The organism is Streptomyces sp. NPDC052701 (genome assembly GCF_040678355.1).
GTDB lineage: Bacteria > Actinomycetota > Actinomycetes > Streptomycetales > Streptomycetaceae > Streptomyces.
The window spans coordinates 16,320-32,183 of sequence record NZ_JBFATO010000056.1 but is presented as its reverse complement, the minus strand read 5'-3'; the positions used below and the strand labels follow the sequence as shown (position 1 = coordinate 32,183).

Genomic DNA, 15,864 nt, shown 5'->3' with positions numbered 1-15,864 from the left:
GAGCGCCGGACGCGGACGGTTCCCGCGTCCGGCGCTCCCCGGCGCGTTCCGGGGCGGCCGGTCAGGACCGTCGGACCGTCACAGCCCTGAGCGAGCGGTCCGCGCCTACGCCACGGGGCGTACACCCGCTACGGAACCCTCAAATGAACCTCTGAACCCGGCCCCGGAGGCTTCAACACCCCCCGCCCGTGGGCACATCCTCGGTCACGCGGGGTCCGCCGGCACGGGGGTGGCGGGCCCCGCGTGACGGGGGAACGGGGGAAACGGGGGAAACGGGCCCGGACGGGGGCGACGGGGGCCGGGCCCGGCCCGGGACGGGATCCGGGCCTCGCACGGGGGAGCGGGGTCCGGGCCCGGCACGGGCGGGGACGGCGGGAGCCCGTCCCCCCGCGCGAACCGCCTGCCGCGCGAACCGCCTGCCGCGCGGGCGGCGGCCGTTCGAGCCGTCGAGTGCTCCCGCCTCGGCTGCCGGATTCGCACCCCTCCGTCGCACCCTGCGGCGATCTCTTCCCTGTGGTGGAAACTCATTTCCGCCACAGGGAGGAAAGCGGGCGGGAAGCGCGAAGGCCGCCAAGCGGCGGACAGGCGGAGGCCTCCTGGAGCACGATGGGTGCGCTGCCGCGACCTGTCCCGACGGAACACGGGGGGCCATGTCCGAGAGGGTGCCGGTGCGCTGCCCGGCCTGCCGCCGTGAACACCGCTATGCGGCGCCGGCCTACCCGTGCGCGTGCGGGGCCCCCGTCGCGCCGCCGGTCGACCGGCACGGCTGCGCCACGCCCGTCGCCCATCGCGTCTGGGCGGAGGACTGGATCACCGTGCGGTGCGCCCGCTGCGGCCGGGACGGCGAGTGGCCCCGCCCGGAGCTGGGGTGCCCGTGCGGGACGGTGCTGCGGATACCGGTGGCGGGCACGGACGCCCGCGTGGAGCCCGGCGGCGACGCCGACCGGCGCCCCGGCGACCGGCGCCCCGCCCTCCGGCCCGCCGCCATCCGCACGGCACGGGACGCGGTCGTGGCCGCCGCGCTGTACCTGCGCCGGCTCGGTCACCGGGACGTCCGCCGCACGGACCGGCGCCTGCCCTCCGGCGTCGGGCTGACCGCCCGCGGCGTCCTCGCCCAGGTCGACCCGACCGTGCGCCCGGCGTCGCTGCGGGACGTGGAGTGCCTGTGGCTGACGGCCATGGCGGAGTCGGCCGCCTGCCTCTACTTCTCCCTCGCCGGCTACACGGACCGAGCCCGCGCCCGCGCCGACGCCCTCGGCATCCCCCTGTTCGTCCTCGACCTCACGGGCGTCCCGCGACCCGTCAACGCCCCGGCGGACGCCCTGCACACGGCCGGCGGCTGACACCGCGGCGGCCGCCGGCCGGCGGGCTCCGGGCCGGCGCCCGCCACCTGCCGGCGGCAGCCCGTCCGGCGGACCGCGGCCGGCGGCCGCCGCGCCCCGGTCCCCGCCGGCCGGGCGACGCCCGCCCCGCCGGCGCCCGATACTCGGCGCATGCAGATGCGCATCCGCCCCGCCACCGCCGCCGAACTCCCCGTCCTCCAGGACGTCGAACGGGCCGCCGGCTCGCTCTTCCGCGCGTTCGGCATGGCGGAGATCGCCGACGACGAACCGCCCGCCCTCGGCACCCTGGAGCACTACCGGCGGGCGGGCCGCTGCTGGGTCTCGGCCGACGAGGAGGACCGCCCGGTCGCGTACCTCGTCGCCGAACCGGTGGACGGCGCGCTCCACGTCGAGCAGGTCTCGGTCCACCCCCGCGCCGCGCGCCGGGGCGTGGGCCGGGCCCTCCTCGCGCACGCCGCCGGGCGCGCGGGCGAGGAGGGCCTGACCGGCATGACCCTGACCACCTTCGCCGAGGTCCCGTGGAACGCCCCGTACTACGCCCGCCTCGGCTTCCGGGTGCTGGCCGGGGCCGAGCTCACGCCCGGGTTGCGCGCGATCCGCGCCGCGGAGGCCGCGCACGGCCTCGACCGGTGGCCGCGGGTGTGCATGCGCCGCGACCTGCACCCCCCTCACCGGTCCTAGACGCCGTACCTCTCGCGCAGCTCCACCTTGCGCACCTTCCCCGAGACGGTCATCGGGAAGGAGTCCAGGAGCTGGAGCCGGCTCGGGATCTTGTAGTGCGCCAGCCGCCCCTCGCAGAAGGCCCGCAGGTCCTCCAGCGTGAGCGGGTCGGCCAGGTCGCGCGGGATGACGCAGGCGAGCACCTCCTCGCCGTACCGCTCGTGCGGCACGCCGACGACCTGGACGTCCCTGATCTTCGGATGGCCGTGGAGGAACTCCTCGATCTCGCGCGGGTAGATGTTCTCCCCGCCCCGGATGATCATGTCCTTGATGCGGCCGACGATCTCCACGTACCCGTCCTCGCGCATCACGGCCAGGTCGCCGGTGTGCATCCAGCGTCCGGCGTCGATGACCTCGGCGGTCTTGCCGGGCTCGTCCCAGTAGCCGAGCATCACGCTGTAGCCGCGGGTGCACAGCTCCCCCGCCGTGCCGCGCGGCCGGGTCACCCCGGTCGCCGGGTCCACGATCTTGACCTCGATGTGCGGCAGGACGCGGCCGACCGTGCCCGTGCGGTGCTCCAGGTCGTCGTCCATCCGCGTCTGCAGCGACACCGGGGAGGTCTCGGTCATGCCGTAGCAGATGGACACCTGCTCCATGTGCATCTCGGCGACCACCCGCTTCATCACCTCCACCGGACAGGGCGAGCCCGCCATGATGCCGGTGCGCAGGGAGGTGAGGTCGTAGGCGGCGAAGCCGGGCAGGTTCAGCTCGGCGATGAACATGGTGGGCACGCCGTACAGGGACGTGCACCGCTCCCGCTGCACCGCCTCCAGGGTGGCCGCCGGGTCGAAGGACGGGGCCGGGATGACGATGCAGGCACCGTGGGCGGTGGCGGCCAGGTTGCCCATGACCATGCCGAAGCAGTGGTAGAAGGGCACAGGCAGGCACACCCGGTCCTGTTCCGAGTAGCCGATGGTGCGGCCCACCCAGTAGCCGTTGTTGAGGATGTTGTGGTGGGAGAGCGTGGCGCCCTTGGGGAAGCCGGTCGTGCCCGAGGTGTACTGGATGTTGACCGGGTCGTCGCAGCTCAGCCCGGCGCCGATCGCGCGGAGCCGGTCGTGCGGCACGGCGGCGGCGCCCGCCGTGAGCTCGTCCCAGGACGGGTCGCCGATGTAGACCGTCTCGCGCAGGCCGGGGCACCTGCCGCGCACCTGCTCCACCAGCGCCCGGTAGTCGCTGCCCTTGTGGGCGAGCGAGGAGACCAGCACCGAGACGCCGGCCTGCCTCAGCACGTACTCCAGCTCGTGGGCGCGGTAGGCCGGGTTGACGTTCACCATGATCGCGCCGATGCGGGCGGTGGCGTACTGGACGAGGACCCACTCGGGGCAGTTGACCGCCCAGATCCCGACCCGGTCGCCCTTCGCCACCCCCTTGGCGAGCAGCCCGCGCGCCACCTCGTCGACCGCGGCGCCGAACTCGGCGTACGTCCAGCGCCGTCCGGAGGGCACGTCGACCAGCGCCTCGCGGTCCGGGTGCGCGGCGATGGTCCGGTCCAGGTCGGCGCCGATGGTGTCGCCGAGGAGCGGCGTCTCGCTGGTCCCGTGGGTGTAGGAGTTCACCGGAAGTCCTCCTCGCGGTACTCGCGGGCCGAGCCCGCGGCGGTGGCCTCGCGCAGCTCGACGCGGCGGATCTTGCCGGAGACGGTCTTGGGCAGGTCGCCGAACTCCAGGCGGCGGATCCGCTTGTAGGGCGCGAGGACCTCGCGGGAGTACTCGAACAGCACCTTCGCCGTGTCGGGTCCGGGTTCCCAGCCGTCGGCGAGGACGACGTACGCCTTGGGCACGGCCAGGCGCAGCTCGTCCGGCGCGGGCACCACGGCGGCCTCGGCCACCGCCTCGTGCTCCAGCAGGGCGCTCTCCAGCTCGAAGGGGGAGATCTTGTAGTCGGAGGCCTTGAAGACGTCGTCCGCGCGCCCGACGTAGGTGATGTACCCGTCCTCGTCCCGGCGGCCGATGTCGCCGGTGCGGTAGTAGCCGCCGGCCATCGCCTCCGCCGTGCGGTCCGGGTCGCCGTGGTAGCCGGTCATCAGGCCGACGGGCCGGTCGGACAGGTCGAGCGCGATCTCGCCCTCCTCGGCGCCGGGCGCGCCGGAGACCGGGTCGAGGAGTTCGACGCGGTAGCCGGGGCTGGGCCGTCCCATCGAGCCGGTCTTCAGCGGCTGGCCGGGGCTGTTGGCGACCTGCACGGCGGTCTCGGTCTGGCCGAAGCCGTCGCGGATGGTCACGCCCCAGGCCCGGCGGACCTGTTCGATGACCTCGGGGTTGAGGGGCTCACCGGCCGCGACGGCCTCGCGGGGCGGGGTGCGCAGCTGGGTGAGGTCGGCCTGGATGAGCATGCGCCACACGGTCGGCGGGGCGCAGAAGGTGGTCACGCCGGCCCGGTCCATCTCCGCCATCAGCCGGGCGGCGTCGAACCGGGTGTAGTTGTGGAGGAAGACGGTCGCCTCGGCGTTCCACGGGGCGAAGAGGTTGGACCAGGCGTGCTTGGCCCAGCCGGGCGAGGAGATGTTCAGGTGCACGTCGCCGGGTTTCAGGCCGATCCAGTACATCGTCGCCAGGTGGCCGACGGGGTACGACGTGTGGGTGTGCTCGACGAGTTTGGGACGGGCCGTGGTTCCCGAGGTGAAGTAGAGCATCAGCGGGTCGCCGGCCCGGGTGGGGCCGTCGGGGGTGAAGGCCGCCGGCGCGTCGTGGGTGTCCTCGTAGGGCAGCCAGCCGCCGGGCGCGCCGCCGACCGCGAGGCGCGTGTAGTCGCCGGGCACCTCGTCGAACTTGCCGGTGTCCTCGCGGCGCACGACGACGTGCCGGACCCGTCCCCGCTCGATCCGGTCGCGCAGGTCGGCGGGGCCGAGCAGCGGGGTGGCGGGGATGACGACGGCGCGCAGCTTCATCGCGGCGAGCGCGGTCTCCCACAGCTCGGCCTGGTTGCCGAGCATGACCAGGACCCGGTCCCCGGCCCGGACCCCGCGCTCGCGCAGCCCGTTCGCGACCCGGTCGGAGCGCAGCGACAGGTCGGCGAAGGACAGGCGGGTCTCGGAACCGTCCTCCTCGACGATGTGCAGGGCGGTGCGGGCGTTGCCGTCGGCGATCACGTCGAACCAGTCCAGCGCCCAGTTGAACCGCTCGGGGCGCGGCCAGGTGAAGCCCGCGTAGGCGGTGGCGTAGTCCTCGCGGTGCTGCAGCAGGAAGTCCCGGGCCCTGCGGAAGAGCTCCGTCGCCGTCGTCATCTGTACTCCCTCGTTCCTGGTCGTCCGCCCGCGGGCGCCCCGGCCGGCGTCAGGCCCCGCGGATCGCTCCCGCTCGGTGCCGGACCGTTGCCGGGCGGCTCAGGGACATCGTGTAATCCGTGAGGCAGGTCTCACCACCCCCGAACGGGGGTGAGTACTGCGGGACAGCCGCAGGGAAAGGGCGAGCACAGTGACGGCCGACGCGGTGGAGATCCGGAACGCGCTGGTGCGCCTGCGCCGCACCACGGGCCTCCCGGTCGCCTTCGGCGGTCTGCTGGAGGCCGGGCGGCCCCAGGTGCGCATCACCGAGCTCGAGGGCACCGCGACGTCGGCGCTGCGCGCGCTCGCGGTGACCTCCGGCAACGGCCTCGGCGGCAAGGCGGTGGCGCTCGCGCGCCCGTGCGCGGTGACGGACTACTCCGCCTCCCGGCGGATCAGCCACGAGTACGACGGCCCGGTCGCCGCCGAGGGGCTGCGGTCGGTGGTGGCGGTCCCCGTGGTCGTACGGCACCGGGTCCGCGGCGTGCTCTACGGCGCCCTGCGCACCGCCCGGCCGCTCGGCGACCGCACGCTCGACGCCGCCGTCCGGGCGGCGCGGGAGGTGGAGCGGGCGCTGCTCGTCCGGGACGAGGCGCGGGAGGTGCTCGGCGCCGCGCGGGCCGAGCAGGTGCGGGAGGTGCTCGGCGCCGCGCGGGCCGAGCAGGTGCGGGAGGCGCACGCGGCCCTGCGGGCGCTGGCCCCGCGCGTCGCCGACCCCGAACTGCGGGCCCGGCTGCTCGACGCGTGCGCGCTGCTGACCGCGCGGCCGGCGGCCCGGGTGCGGCTGGCGCCCCGCGAGGTCGACGTCCTGGCCTGCGTCGCGACGGGGGCCACCAACGCGGTCGCCGCCGAGCGGCTGGGAGTGACCGCGGAGACCGTGAAGGGGTACCTTCGGTCGGCCATGCGGAAGCTGGGTGCCCGCACCCGGGGGGAGGCGGTGGTCGCCGCGCGCCGGGCAGGGTGGCTGCCGTAGGCCCGGAGTGCTTCTATTCGCTCAGGCGCACTTTGGATTTCCCCCCGGCCCGTCCGCTGTTATGTCCCTCACCTCGCCGTCCGTCCGAAATTCAAAGAGCCGTTGCCTAATATTGGCCAGAACACGACACGCGGAGGGAGCGGTGACCGTGCGACGGGACTTCAAGGAGCCTGCCAGAAACCGCCCCGACCTGGTCATCGGCCGGGAGGAACTGTTCACGACGGCGCGTGAGCAACTCGGCCGGGGCGGCAGTGTGCTGCTTCACGGACCCGCCGGAATCGGGAAATCGACCGTGCTGCGGGCGCTGGCCGCCGATTACGCCGGGACGGCGCGGACCGTTCTGCGCTGCTCGGCCACCGAGTCCGAATCGCATCTGCCGTTCCTGGCGCTGGCCGATCTGTTCGGCCTGGTCCTGGACGACGTCTCCGGCAAGCTGCCCGCCGCCCAGCGCACCGCCCTGGAGTCGGCGCTCACCGGGCGCGGCGAGTCCTCCCTCCAGCGTGACGGGCTCGCGCTGCGCCTGGCCGTGCTGTCCGCGCTGCGCGCGCTCGCCGCCGACGGCCCCGTCCTCCTCGTCGCCGACGACCTGCAGTGGCTGGATTCGGCCAGCGCCGAGCTCCTCGGCTTCGCCGCGCGCCGCCTCGGCGACACCCCCGTGCAGCTGCTGTGCGCGGTGCGGACCGAGGGCGAGGAGTACGACCGCCACCTGCGCGCCTCCCCGCCGGACACCCTCGCCGTGCGGCTCGGCGCGCTCTCCCGCGTCCAGGTCTCCGAGCTGCTCGACCACCGCGGCTACACCGGCCTGTCCCGCTCCACGGTCCGCGACATCCACCGCACCAGCGGCGGCAACCCCCTCTTCGCCCTCGAACTGGGCCGCGCCCTGGCCGAGAGCCCCGCCCGGCCCCGGCCGGGCGAGCCGCTGCCCGTGCCCACCTCGCTGCGGGCCCTGGTCCTCAGCCGCCTGGAGATGCTGTCGGACGAGGCGCGCCGCACCCTGCTCGTGGCCAGCGCGGGCGCCCGCCCCACCCTGGCCCTGCTGCACGCGGCGGGCCGGGACGACGCCGAGGCGGAGACCGCCCAGGCCGCCGCGCTGGGCCTGCTGGCGACGGAGCCGGAGGGGCCGGCCGTACGGTTCGCGCACCCGCTGATCTCGGCCGCCCTGTACGCGGAGGCGTCCGCGCAGGAGCGGCGCGCCGCGCACGCGGCGCTGTCCCGGGCCGCCTCCGACCCGATCGAGCGGGCCCGGCACCTGGCCCTGGCCACCACGGGCACCGACCCGGAGGTGGCGGCCCGGCTGGCGGAGGCCGCCGCGCTGGCCCGGGACCGCGGGGCCCCGTCGGTGGCGGCCTCGCTCGGGCTGCTGGCGGCCCGGCACACCCCGGCGGACAGCGCGCCGGGCCCCGACGAGCGGCGGCTGCTGGCCGCCGAGGACGCGATCACCGCGGGCGAGGTGGACCTGGCCCGCGACATCGCCCGGGACGTGCTGGCCCGGGCCACGGTGCCCGCGGAGCGGGTGCGGGCCTGGATGGTGGTCATCGAGGCGGCCGGGCAGGCGCTCGGCGAGGTCGACGCCGTCTTCCCGCAGGTGCTGGCCGACGCGGGCGACGACCCGCGCCTGCTGGCCCTGGTCCACTACCAGCTGGCCTGGCGCGGCCTGGTGGTGGAGGGCGACTTCGCCGAGGCCCGCCAGGAGGCCGCGCACGCGGCGGACCTGGCCGCGCGGGGCGGGGACCGCCGCACCGAGCTGATGGCGCTCGCCTTCCAGGCCTCCACCGAGACCCTGATGGGCCACCCCGACGCGCCCGCGACCATCAAGCGGGCGCTGAAGGAGCCCCAGGACCCGTACGTGGCGTGCCACCACAACGGCGCCGGGTCGGCCCGCTTCCGCTGGCTGATCATGAGCGACCGGCTCCCGGAGGCCCGGTCCGCCATCACCGCGCTGCTGCGCGAGGCGCGGCGGCGCGGCATGGTCGAGAGCGAGGTGCACTTCCTGCGCTTCCTCGCCGACACCGAACTGCGCTCCGGGCACTGCGGCCGGGCCCTGGACCTGGCCCGCGAGAGCCTCCGGCTGGCCCGCGACTCGGGGATCGGGGAGGGCGCCTCCGCCATGCTGACCTCCCTCGCGGAGGCCTCGGCCGGGGACGTGGACCGGGCGCTGGCGCTCGCCCGGGAGGCGGCGGACCACGCCGAGGTGGACGGCGACCACATGTACCTGTCGCGGGCCCTGGCCGCCCTCGGCTACGCCCAGCTGGTGGCCGACGACCCGGCGGGCGCGGTCCGCTCGCTGCGCCGCGTGCGGGAGCTGGAGCAGGGTCTCGGCATCAACGACCCGGCGCGCGGCCGCTGGCACGGCGACCTCGCCGAGGCCCTGGTCCGGACCGGCGAGCCGGGCGAGGCGCAGGACGTCATCGACGTCACGCGCGTGCACGCGCTGCGGCTGGGCCGCGAGAGCGTCCTGGCCGTCCTCGACCGGGCCGAGGCCCTGGTGCGCGCGGCGCGCGGCCAGCAGGACGCGGCGCTCGTGCAGCTGTCGTCCGTCCAGGACCGGCTCGCCAAGCTGGGCTACGGCCTGGAGGAGGCACGGGCCGCCTTCGCGCTGGCCCGGCTGCGCCCCCTCCCCCAGGCCCTCGGCCTCCCCCGCGCCGGGAGGGCCGCCGTGCCGGGGCCGGCCCCGTACGAGGAGGCGGCGCGGCTGTTCCGGCGCTGCCGCGCGCTGCCCTGGCTGCGGCAGGTCGAGGCCGCCGCGGCGGCGGCCTCGGCCGCTCCCGCCGCGCCGGTCGTCGCGCCCCCCGCGCCGCTCGGCGCGCTGGAGGGCCTTGCGTCGATGGAACGCCAGGTGGCGGCACTGGTCATGGAGGGCGCCACCAACCGGGAGATCGCGGCGCGCCTGTTCATCAGCGTCAAGACGGTCGAGGCGACCCTGACCCGGGTCTACCGCAAGCTGGGGATCCGGTCGCGCGTGGACATCGTCCGACTGGCGGCGGGGCGCCATACGCCGTGAGTCCGGCGCGAGTTCACGACGGAGATCCGTGGACGCCATGAGCCCGGCGGGAGTTCCCGGCGGGGATTCGTACACGTCCTGTCCCCGGCGGGAGTTCACGGCGAAGATCCATGGGCGCCGTAAGTCCGGCGCGAGTTCACGACGGAGATCCGTGGACGCCATGAGCCCGGCGGGAGTTCGCGACGGGGACTCGTACACGTCCTGACCCCGGCGGGAGTCCGCGGCGAAGGTCCGTAGACGCCGTGAACCCGGCGGGAGTTCGCGGCGGGGTCCGTCGGCGTGGTGCCCACCGGCCCACCGCGATGGGTGCACCGCGCTGGTGCGCCGCGGTGGGTTCACGGACCGGGGACGCGCGGAGGTTTCAGCGGGCGTGACCGAGGGTTTTCCCTGCCCAACTCCCTTAGGGGACTCCCTCATTGGGGCAGGACCGGGCCGGTCCTAGCGTAGAGGCGTGCCGCCCGCCGGGCACACGGGGGTCCCTCCCGAGACCTCCGGTGCACCACCCCACCCGCGCGACCCCCCACCGGCTCTTCCCCCCTGAGGAGACTCATGTTCGGGCTCACCCGTGCCAGAAAGGCCGCCGCCCTGGCCGCGGCCACCGCTGCCGCCGCCGCGACAGCGCTGCTGGCCGCCCCCTCCGCCGGCGCCGCTCCCCAGCCCATCGTCGGCGGTACGACGACCACGACGTCCGCGTACCCCTTCGTGATGCAGATCACGGACGCCTCGCAGAACCAGTTCTGCGGCGGCACCCTGGTGTCGCCCACCAAGGTCGTCACGGCCGCCCACTGCATGGTCGGCGAGACCACCAGCAGCGTGCGCGTGGTCGGCGGCCGCACCTACCTCAACGGCACCAACGGCACGGTCAGCCGGGTCAGCAAGATATGGATCCACCCGAACTACACGACCGCCACGCGGGGCGAGGACGTCGCCGTGCTGACGCTGTCGACGGCGATGCCGTACACGGCGGCGAAGTACGTCTCCTCGTCGGACACCGGTGTGTACGCGGCCGGCACCACCGCCCGGATCCTGGGCTGGGGGACCACCTCCTCGGGCGGCGGCTCCTCCAACCAGCTGCGGACCGCGACCGTGCCGGTCGTGTCCGACACCAGCTGCGGCAGCTCGTACGGCTCCGACTTCGTGCGGAGCGAGATGGTGTGCGCCGGATACACCTCCGGCGGTGTGGACACCTGCCAGGGCGACAGCGGCGGTCCCCTGCTCATCGGGGGCGTCCTGGCAGGGATCACGTCCTGGGGCGAGGGCTGCGCCCAGGCCGGTTACCCGGGTGTCTACACCCGGCTGACGACCTTCTCCAGCCTGGTGACCGCCCAGGTCACCTCGTAGCGCACCGGACTCCTGAGGATCCCTCAGGTGCGATACCGGGGGGCGTTGCGGGCCTCCACGAGCGGCCCGCAACGCCCCCTTTCCACGCGCCCGTACAGTGCCGAAGCGGATGCCGTACGACGGCGGCGGGCGCATCACCCGCAGCATCCGCTCCCCGGCCGGGCCGGGCCGGCCCGGGTCCGCACGTCCTGCACGGAGGCCGGGCCGAAGGCGGCGAGGCGGCGCGGGGCGTCCGGCCTCCGCGACGGCGGCGCGGTCCGCGTCCCGGCGAGGACCGCTCCCCCGGGACGCGGACCGCGCCACGCGATGCCGCCCCGGCGCCGGGCCCGTCCGGTCACCGCGTCCGTGACGCCAGGTACTCCTCCACGTCCGGAGCCGGGTGCGCGTCCTCCGCCACCACCAGGCCGCCGACCGCCCCGGCGTCGGGCCGCAGCACGTAGCTCTCCACGCTGGCGGGACGGTCGACGTCGGAGAAGTCCTGCGGCGTGCCGAGGCCGGTGTCGGCGTTCTTCCGGGTGCGGTGGGCCTTGACGACGTCCTCGCGGGCGAGGCTGCCGGCCTCGCAGGCCTTCTCCAGGTCGGCGCCGATCAGCTGGGCGGCGTTGTAGCCGGAGAGCACACCGGAGTCGACCGGCGAGTCCGGGTACTTCTTCTTGTACGAGGCCACCATCCGCCGCACCCCGGGCAGTTCGGAGCTGACGGCGGGCGCGGCGCTGACGACGTGCAGCATGGCCGCCAGGGCCGGTGCGGCGGGGGTCTTCATCAGCTGGGGCGCGAAGCCGGGGGCGCTGCTGACGACGGGCACGCGCAGGCCCCGGGAGGCGGCGACGCCGACCAGGGAGGCCGTCTGGGCGGGACCCGCGCTGATCAGGACGGCCTTGACGCCCTCCTTGCGCAGCGCCGAGACCTGGGCGGACAGGTCGGTGTCGGTCGCCTTGATCTTCTGTCCGGCCACCTTCAGGCCGGCCTTCCTCGCCGCCCAGGTGGACCCTTCCAGCGCGTTGGCGCCGTAGTCGCCCTCGAAGTACACGTGGCCGACGGTGTCGCCCTTCTTCAGGCCCTTGGTGCGGGTGAGGAAGTCGACGGCGGCGATCATGTCGACGTCGTAGGTGGTGCCGAGGACCTGGACGGGGTCCTTGCCGAGCAGGGAGGCGGCCCAGGCCTGCGGGAAGGTGAGCATCTCGTCGCGTTCGATGTCGTCGAGCAGGGCGGCGACGACCGGGGAGCCGATGACCTGGGGCAGGGCCACCACGTCCGGGGCGATGTCGGCGTAGGCGGTGACCGCCTTCTGCACGTCGTAGCCGTGGTCCTTGACGACGATCTCGACCTTGCGGTCGCAGACGCCGCCCTTGGCGTTGGTCTCGTCGGCCCACATCTGCTGGGCCTGCACGATGCTCTTGCCGAGGGTGGCGTAGGGGCCGGTCAGGTCGGTGAGCGCGCCCAGTCTGATGGTCCCGGCGCCGACGCCGGGGCCGGTGCGGACGCCGTCGGCGGCGTCGCCGCCCTTGCCGCCGTCCGCCTTGGAGCTGCATCCGGTGGCCGCGAGCAGCAGGGCGAGGGACCCGGCGAGGACGGCTGCGGCGGTGCGGTGCCTGGGGTGCTGGGTGGTCACGGGGTGTGCTCCTTGGGTCGTACGGGCGGGGCGGAGGGCTCGGGCGAGGGGGCCGGGTCCGGGTCCGGGGAGGGCGTGCCGCGGCGGCGCCGGGCGACGCGGTCGCGGGCGCGGCGCACCAGGCCGTGCAGGCCGTCGGGCGCGTACAGCAGGACGACGACGATGGCGGCGCCGTAGAGGTAGCGGGCCGCCTCGGTGGGGCCCACCGCGCCCTCGGCGGAGCCGGGGGCGGCGACCAGCGGGAGCTGGTCGGCGTAGCGGGTCATCAGCAGCGGCAGCGCGGTGACGAAGACGGCGCCCGCGGTGGCTCCGGCGACCGAGCCGAGGCCCCCGATGACGATCATGGCGAGGTAGTCGACCGACAGGGCGAGGGAGAAGTAGTCGGGCACGACGCGGCGGAAGGCCAGGGCCAGGAGCACGCCGGCCAGGCCCGCGTACATCGACGACACCACGAAGGCCGCCGAGCGGTACCGGGCCACGTCCACGCCCATCACCGCCGCCGCGGTCTCGCTGTCGCGCAGCGCGGCCAGCGCCCGGCCGGGGCGTCCGCGCAGCAGGCCGCGGGCGGTGAACCAGGTGAACGCGAACAGGGCGAGACCCAGGTACCACAGGCGTTCCTCGGCGCCGAACGGCACGCCGAGGACGGTCAGCCGCGGGCCGTCGGCCGCGAAGGCGAAGCCGCCCGCCTCCAGCGGGGGCACGGAGCGGCCGTTGAAGCCGCCGGTGACCGAGTCGGCGGTCAGCAGCACGTGGTGGCCGAGGAAGACCAGCGCGAGCGTGGCGACGCCCAGGTAGATGCCGCGCACCCGGGCGGCGACGGGGCTGAACAGGCCGCCCGCCGCCCCGGCCAGCAGCACCGCCAGGACGGCGGCCGAGGCGGGCGGCAGGCCGGGGCCGGGCTCGCCCGCCAGCCAGGCGTAGCCGTAGGCGCCGACGGCGAGGAAGAAGGCGTGGCCGAGGGAGAGTTGTCCCGCGGTGCCGCTGAGCAGGGCCAGGCCGATGGCGCCGATGGCCGCCGCCATGGCGAACAGGCCGATGCGCAGCCAGAAGGCGTCCAGGTAGAAGGGCGGCAGGCACAGGGCGAGGGCGAGCAGGACCGCCCCGGCCGGGCGCGGGATCCGGCGCTCAGACACGGGCCGCCCCCTTCGCGCCGAACAGCCCGGTGGGCCGGACCAGGAGCACCAGCACCATCACCGCGTAGGGGGCGACGTCGCCGAAGCCCTCGCCCAGGACGTGCAGGTCGGACTGGTAGCCGACGACGAGTGCCTCGGTCAGGCCGATCAGCAGGCTGCCCGCCAGGGCGCCGGGCGGGGAGGCCATGCCGCCGAGGATCGCGGCCGGGAACGCGTTGAGCGCGATCTGGCCGGTGCCGCGTTCCAGGCCGGGGGCGGGGAACGCGGCGAGGAACACCGCGGCCAGCGCGGCCAGCGCGCCCGCCAGGCACCAGGCCAGGGCGCGCACGCGGGACAGCCGTACGCCCATCAGGGCGGCCGCCTCCAGGTCCTCGGCCACCGCCCGCAGGGACAGTCCCCAGGCGGTGAACCGGAACAGCGCGAAGACGGCGCCGATGACCGCGGCCGACACGGCGATCGCGGCGAGCCGGCTGTCGGCGACGGTGACCGGCCCGAGGTGCGTGACCGAGTCGCCCCAGGGGTCGCCGAGGGAGAGCAGGTCGCCGCCGATGCGGCGGGCCAGGTCGGTGAGCAGGACGATGTCGACGCCGATGGTGACGATGGTCTGGACGTGGGCGGCGCGCGGGTCCATCCCGCCGGGCTGCAGCAGGAAGCGGTCCAGGGCGCCCGCCACGGCGGCGGTCGTCGCGACGGCCAGCGCCAGCGCCCCGGGGAAGCCGAGGTCGTCGTGGAGGACGGCGGTGAGGTAGCCGCCGAGCAGGAGCAGCGAGCCGTGGGCGAAGTTGAGGACGCCGGACGCCTTGAAGATGACGACGAAGCCGAGGGCGACCAGGGCGTAGACCGCGCCGAGCGCGAGACCGTCGAGGACGTTGCCGAGGAAGCCGGTCACGCCGCGTCCTCCTCTCCGGGGGTGCCCAGGTAGGCGCGCAGCACCTCCGGGTCGCGGCGGACCTCGTCGGGGGTGCCGTGGGCGATGACCCGGCCGAAGTCGAGGACGGTGACCTCGTCGGCGAGGCGCATGACCAGGCCCATGTCGTGTTCCACGAGCAGGACGGACAGGCCGAGCCCGGCGCGGACCTCGCGCACCACCTCGGCGGTGCGGGCGCGTTCGGCGGCGTTCATGCCGGCCACGGGCTCGTCCAGGAGCAGCACGCGCGGTTCCAGGCACAGGGCGCGGGCCAGCTCCACGCGCTTGCGGTCGCCGTAGGACAGCAGTGCCACGGGGCTGTCGAAGTGCCGTGCGAGCCCGGTGAGTTCGGCGATCTCACGGGCCCGGGCGCGGTGCTCGCGCTGTTCGCGCACGGCCCGCGGCAGGCGCAGGGCGCTGGCGGCGAAGCCCGCGCGGGAGTGGGCGTGGCGGCCGAGCATCAGGTTGTCGGCGACCGTGCCCTCGGTGGTGACGATGTTCTGGAAGGTGCGGGCCACGCCGAGCGCGGCGATGCGGTGCGGGGCCAGCCGGGTGAGGTCGGTGCCGCCGAGCCGGACCGTGCCGGAGGCGGGGCGGGTCAGGCCCGACAGGACGTTGAAGCAGGTGGACTTGCCGGCCCCGTTGGGGCCGATGAGGGCGTGCACCGAGCCGGGCGCGACGGTGAGGCCCACGCCGTCCAGGGCGGTCAGGCCGGCGAAGCGCACGGTGACGTCCCGCACCTGCAGCTCGGGAGGGGAGTCGTTCACGCGGCCCCCTGACCGTCGGCCGTGTCGCCCAGGTAGAGGCGGCGCACCGCGTCCGTCCGGGCGAGTTCGTCGGCGGGCCCGGACAGCCGGATCTCGCCGACCTCCAGGACGTACGCCCGGTCCGCCAGGGACAGCGCCATGCCGGCGTTCTGCTCGACCAGCAGGACGGCGGTGCCCTGGGCGTTGATCTCGCGGATCACCTCCGCGATCCGGTACACCATGCGCGGCGCGAGGCCGAGGGAGGGCTCGTCGAGGAGCAGCAGGCGCGGGGCGGCCATCAGGGCGCGGCCGATGGCGAGCATCTGCTGCTCTCCCCCGGACAGCAGGCCCGCCGCCTGGCGGGTGCGTTCGGCGAGCCGCGGGAACAGCGCGAAGACGCGGTCGCGGGCCTCCTTCACCTGCGCGGGGCTGCGCCGGCCGAGCCCGAGCCCGCCGCTGCGCAGGTTCTCCTCGACGCTGAGGCCGGCGAACACCCGCCGGCCCTCGGGGACCTGGACGACTCCGGCGCGGACCGCCGCGACGGGGTCCCGGCCGTCCAGCACCGTGCCGCCGTAGCGGACGCGGCCGGCCGTGATCGCGCCCCGGTGCAGGCGCAGCGTGCCCGACACCGCCCGCAGCAGGGTCGTCTTGCCGGCGCCGTTCGCGCCGAGCAGCGTCACGACACCGCCGTGCGGCACGGTCAGGGACACGGAGCGGAGGGCGGACAGGGCGCGCCCGTACGTCACGTCGACGTTCTCGACGTGCAGCGCGGGCCGGTCGTCCGGTGGTGCTTCGGGCATCGCGGCTCCTCAGGGCCCCGCCT

At 75.4% G+C, this 15,864-nt stretch carries 12 protein-coding genes; 5 read left to right on the top strand and 7 right to left on the bottom strand.

The features are described from left to right. Window positions 1–650 precede the first annotated feature (650 nt). Window positions 651–1,343: a hypothetical protein gene (locus tag AB0L29_RS34435; RefSeq protein ID WP_365833126.1), complete on the top strand. Its 693-nt coding sequence runs from the start codon at window positions 651–653 to the stop codon at window positions 1,341–1,343. Window positions 1,344–1,499: 156 nt separating this feature from the next. Beyond that, the gene (locus tag AB0L29_RS34430; protein ID WP_365833130.1) at window positions 1,500–2,024 is read left to right on the top strand and encodes a GNAT family N-acetyltransferase; all 525 of its coding nucleotides are present in this window, start codon (window positions 1,500–1,502) and stop codon (window positions 2,022–2,024) included. On the opposite strand, the gene AB0L29_RS34425 is transcribed toward AB0L29_RS34430, so the two are convergent. Both AB0L29_RS34425 and AB0L29_RS34420 read right to left on the bottom strand, forming a co-directional pair. Continuing rightward, window positions 2,021–3,622 (bottom strand): AMP-binding protein, encoded by a 1,602-nt coding sequence (locus AB0L29_RS34425; protein ID WP_365833124.1) that lies wholly within the window; start codon window positions 3,620–3,622, stop codon window positions 2,021–2,023. The two genes, AB0L29_RS34430 and AB0L29_RS34425, sit on opposite strands and share 4 nt — an antisense overlap. Then, window positions 3,619–5,289, bottom strand: a complete 1,671-nt coding sequence (locus AB0L29_RS34420; RefSeq protein WP_365833122.1) for an AMP-binding protein — start codon at window positions 5,287–5,289, stop codon at window positions 3,619–3,621. Before AB0L29_RS34420 ends, AB0L29_RS34425 begins: the two co-directional genes overlap by 4 nt. Window positions 5,290–5,479: 190 nt before the next feature. On the opposite strand from AB0L29_RS34420, the gene AB0L29_RS34415 reads away from it, so the two are divergent. From AB0L29_RS34415 to AB0L29_RS34405, 3 genes are all read left to right on the top strand, one after another. After that, window positions 5,480–6,301 carry a LuxR C-terminal-related transcriptional regulator gene (locus AB0L29_RS34415; protein WP_365833120.1) on the top strand — a complete coding sequence of 274 codons (822 nt, stop codon included), beginning with the start codon at window positions 5,480–5,482 and terminating at the stop codon, window positions 6,299–6,301. 142 nt (window positions 6,302–6,443) lie between these two features. Further along, window positions 6,444–9,302 (top strand): LuxR family transcriptional regulator, encoded by a 2,859-nt coding sequence (locus AB0L29_RS34410; RefSeq protein WP_365833118.1) that lies wholly within the window; start codon window positions 6,444–6,446, stop codon window positions 9,300–9,302. Between the two features lie 549 nt (window positions 9,303–9,851). Continuing rightward, window positions 9,852–10,643: a serine protease gene (locus AB0L29_RS34405; protein WP_365833116.1), complete on the top strand. Its 792-nt coding sequence runs from the start codon at window positions 9,852–9,854 to the stop codon at window positions 10,641–10,643. Between the two features lie 334 nt (window positions 10,644–10,977). On the opposite strand, the gene AB0L29_RS34400 is transcribed toward AB0L29_RS34405, so the two are convergent. The 5 genes from AB0L29_RS34400 to AB0L29_RS34380 are packed head-to-tail and all read right to left on the bottom strand — an operon-like array spanning window position 10,978 to window position 15,841. Beyond that, window positions 10,978–12,255 (bottom strand): ABC transporter substrate-binding protein, encoded by a 1,278-nt coding sequence (locus AB0L29_RS34400; RefSeq protein WP_365833114.1) that lies wholly within the window; start codon window positions 12,253–12,255, stop codon window positions 10,978–10,980. After that, window positions 12,252–13,388 carry a branched-chain amino acid ABC transporter permease gene (locus tag AB0L29_RS34395; RefSeq protein WP_365833112.1) on the bottom strand — a complete coding sequence of 379 codons (1,137 nt, stop codon included), beginning with the start codon at window positions 13,386–13,388 and terminating at the stop codon, window positions 12,252–12,254. Before AB0L29_RS34395 ends, AB0L29_RS34400 begins: the two co-directional genes overlap by 4 nt. Then, complete coding sequence (locus tag AB0L29_RS34390; protein ID WP_365833110.1) at window positions 13,381–14,277, bottom strand: branched-chain amino acid ABC transporter permease; 897 nt, start codon at window positions 14,275–14,277, stop codon at window positions 13,381–13,383. The genes AB0L29_RS34395 and AB0L29_RS34390 overlap by 8 nt, the downstream gene beginning before the upstream one ends. Continuing rightward, window positions 14,274–15,062 (bottom strand): ABC transporter ATP-binding protein, encoded by a 789-nt coding sequence (locus tag AB0L29_RS34385; RefSeq protein WP_365833108.1) that lies wholly within the window; start codon window positions 15,060–15,062, stop codon window positions 14,274–14,276. Before AB0L29_RS34385 ends, AB0L29_RS34390 begins: the two co-directional genes overlap by 4 nt. Beyond that, the gene (locus AB0L29_RS34380; protein WP_365833106.1) at window positions 15,059–15,841 is read right to left on the bottom strand and encodes an ABC transporter ATP-binding protein; all 783 of its coding nucleotides are present in this window, start codon (window positions 15,839–15,841) and stop codon (window positions 15,059–15,061) included. The genes AB0L29_RS34385 and AB0L29_RS34380 overlap by 4 nt, the downstream gene beginning before the upstream one ends. Window positions 15,842–15,864: the final 23 nt, after the last annotated feature.

Bases quoted from the DNA above. Each gene is read 5' to 3' on its own strand.
- AB0L29_RS34420 (WP_365833122.1), bottom strand. From the start codon at position 5,289: ATGACGACGGCGACGGAGCTCTTCCGCAGGGCCCGGGACTTCCTGCTG.
- AB0L29_RS34405 (WP_365833116.1), top strand. From the start codon at position 9,852: ATGTTCGGGCTCACCCGTGCCAGAAAGGCCGCCGCCCTGGCCGCGGCC.
- AB0L29_RS34435 (WP_365833126.1), top strand. From the start codon at position 651: ATGTCCGAGAGGGTGCCGGTGCGCTGCCCGGCCTGCCGCCGTGAACAC.
- AB0L29_RS34380 (WP_365833106.1), bottom strand. From the start codon at position 15,841: ATGCCCGAAGCACCACCGGACGACCGGCCCGCGCTGCACGTCGAGAAC.
- AB0L29_RS34430 (WP_365833130.1), top strand. From the start codon at position 1,500: ATGCGCATCCGCCCCGCCACCGCCGCCGAACTCCCCGTCCTCCAGGAC.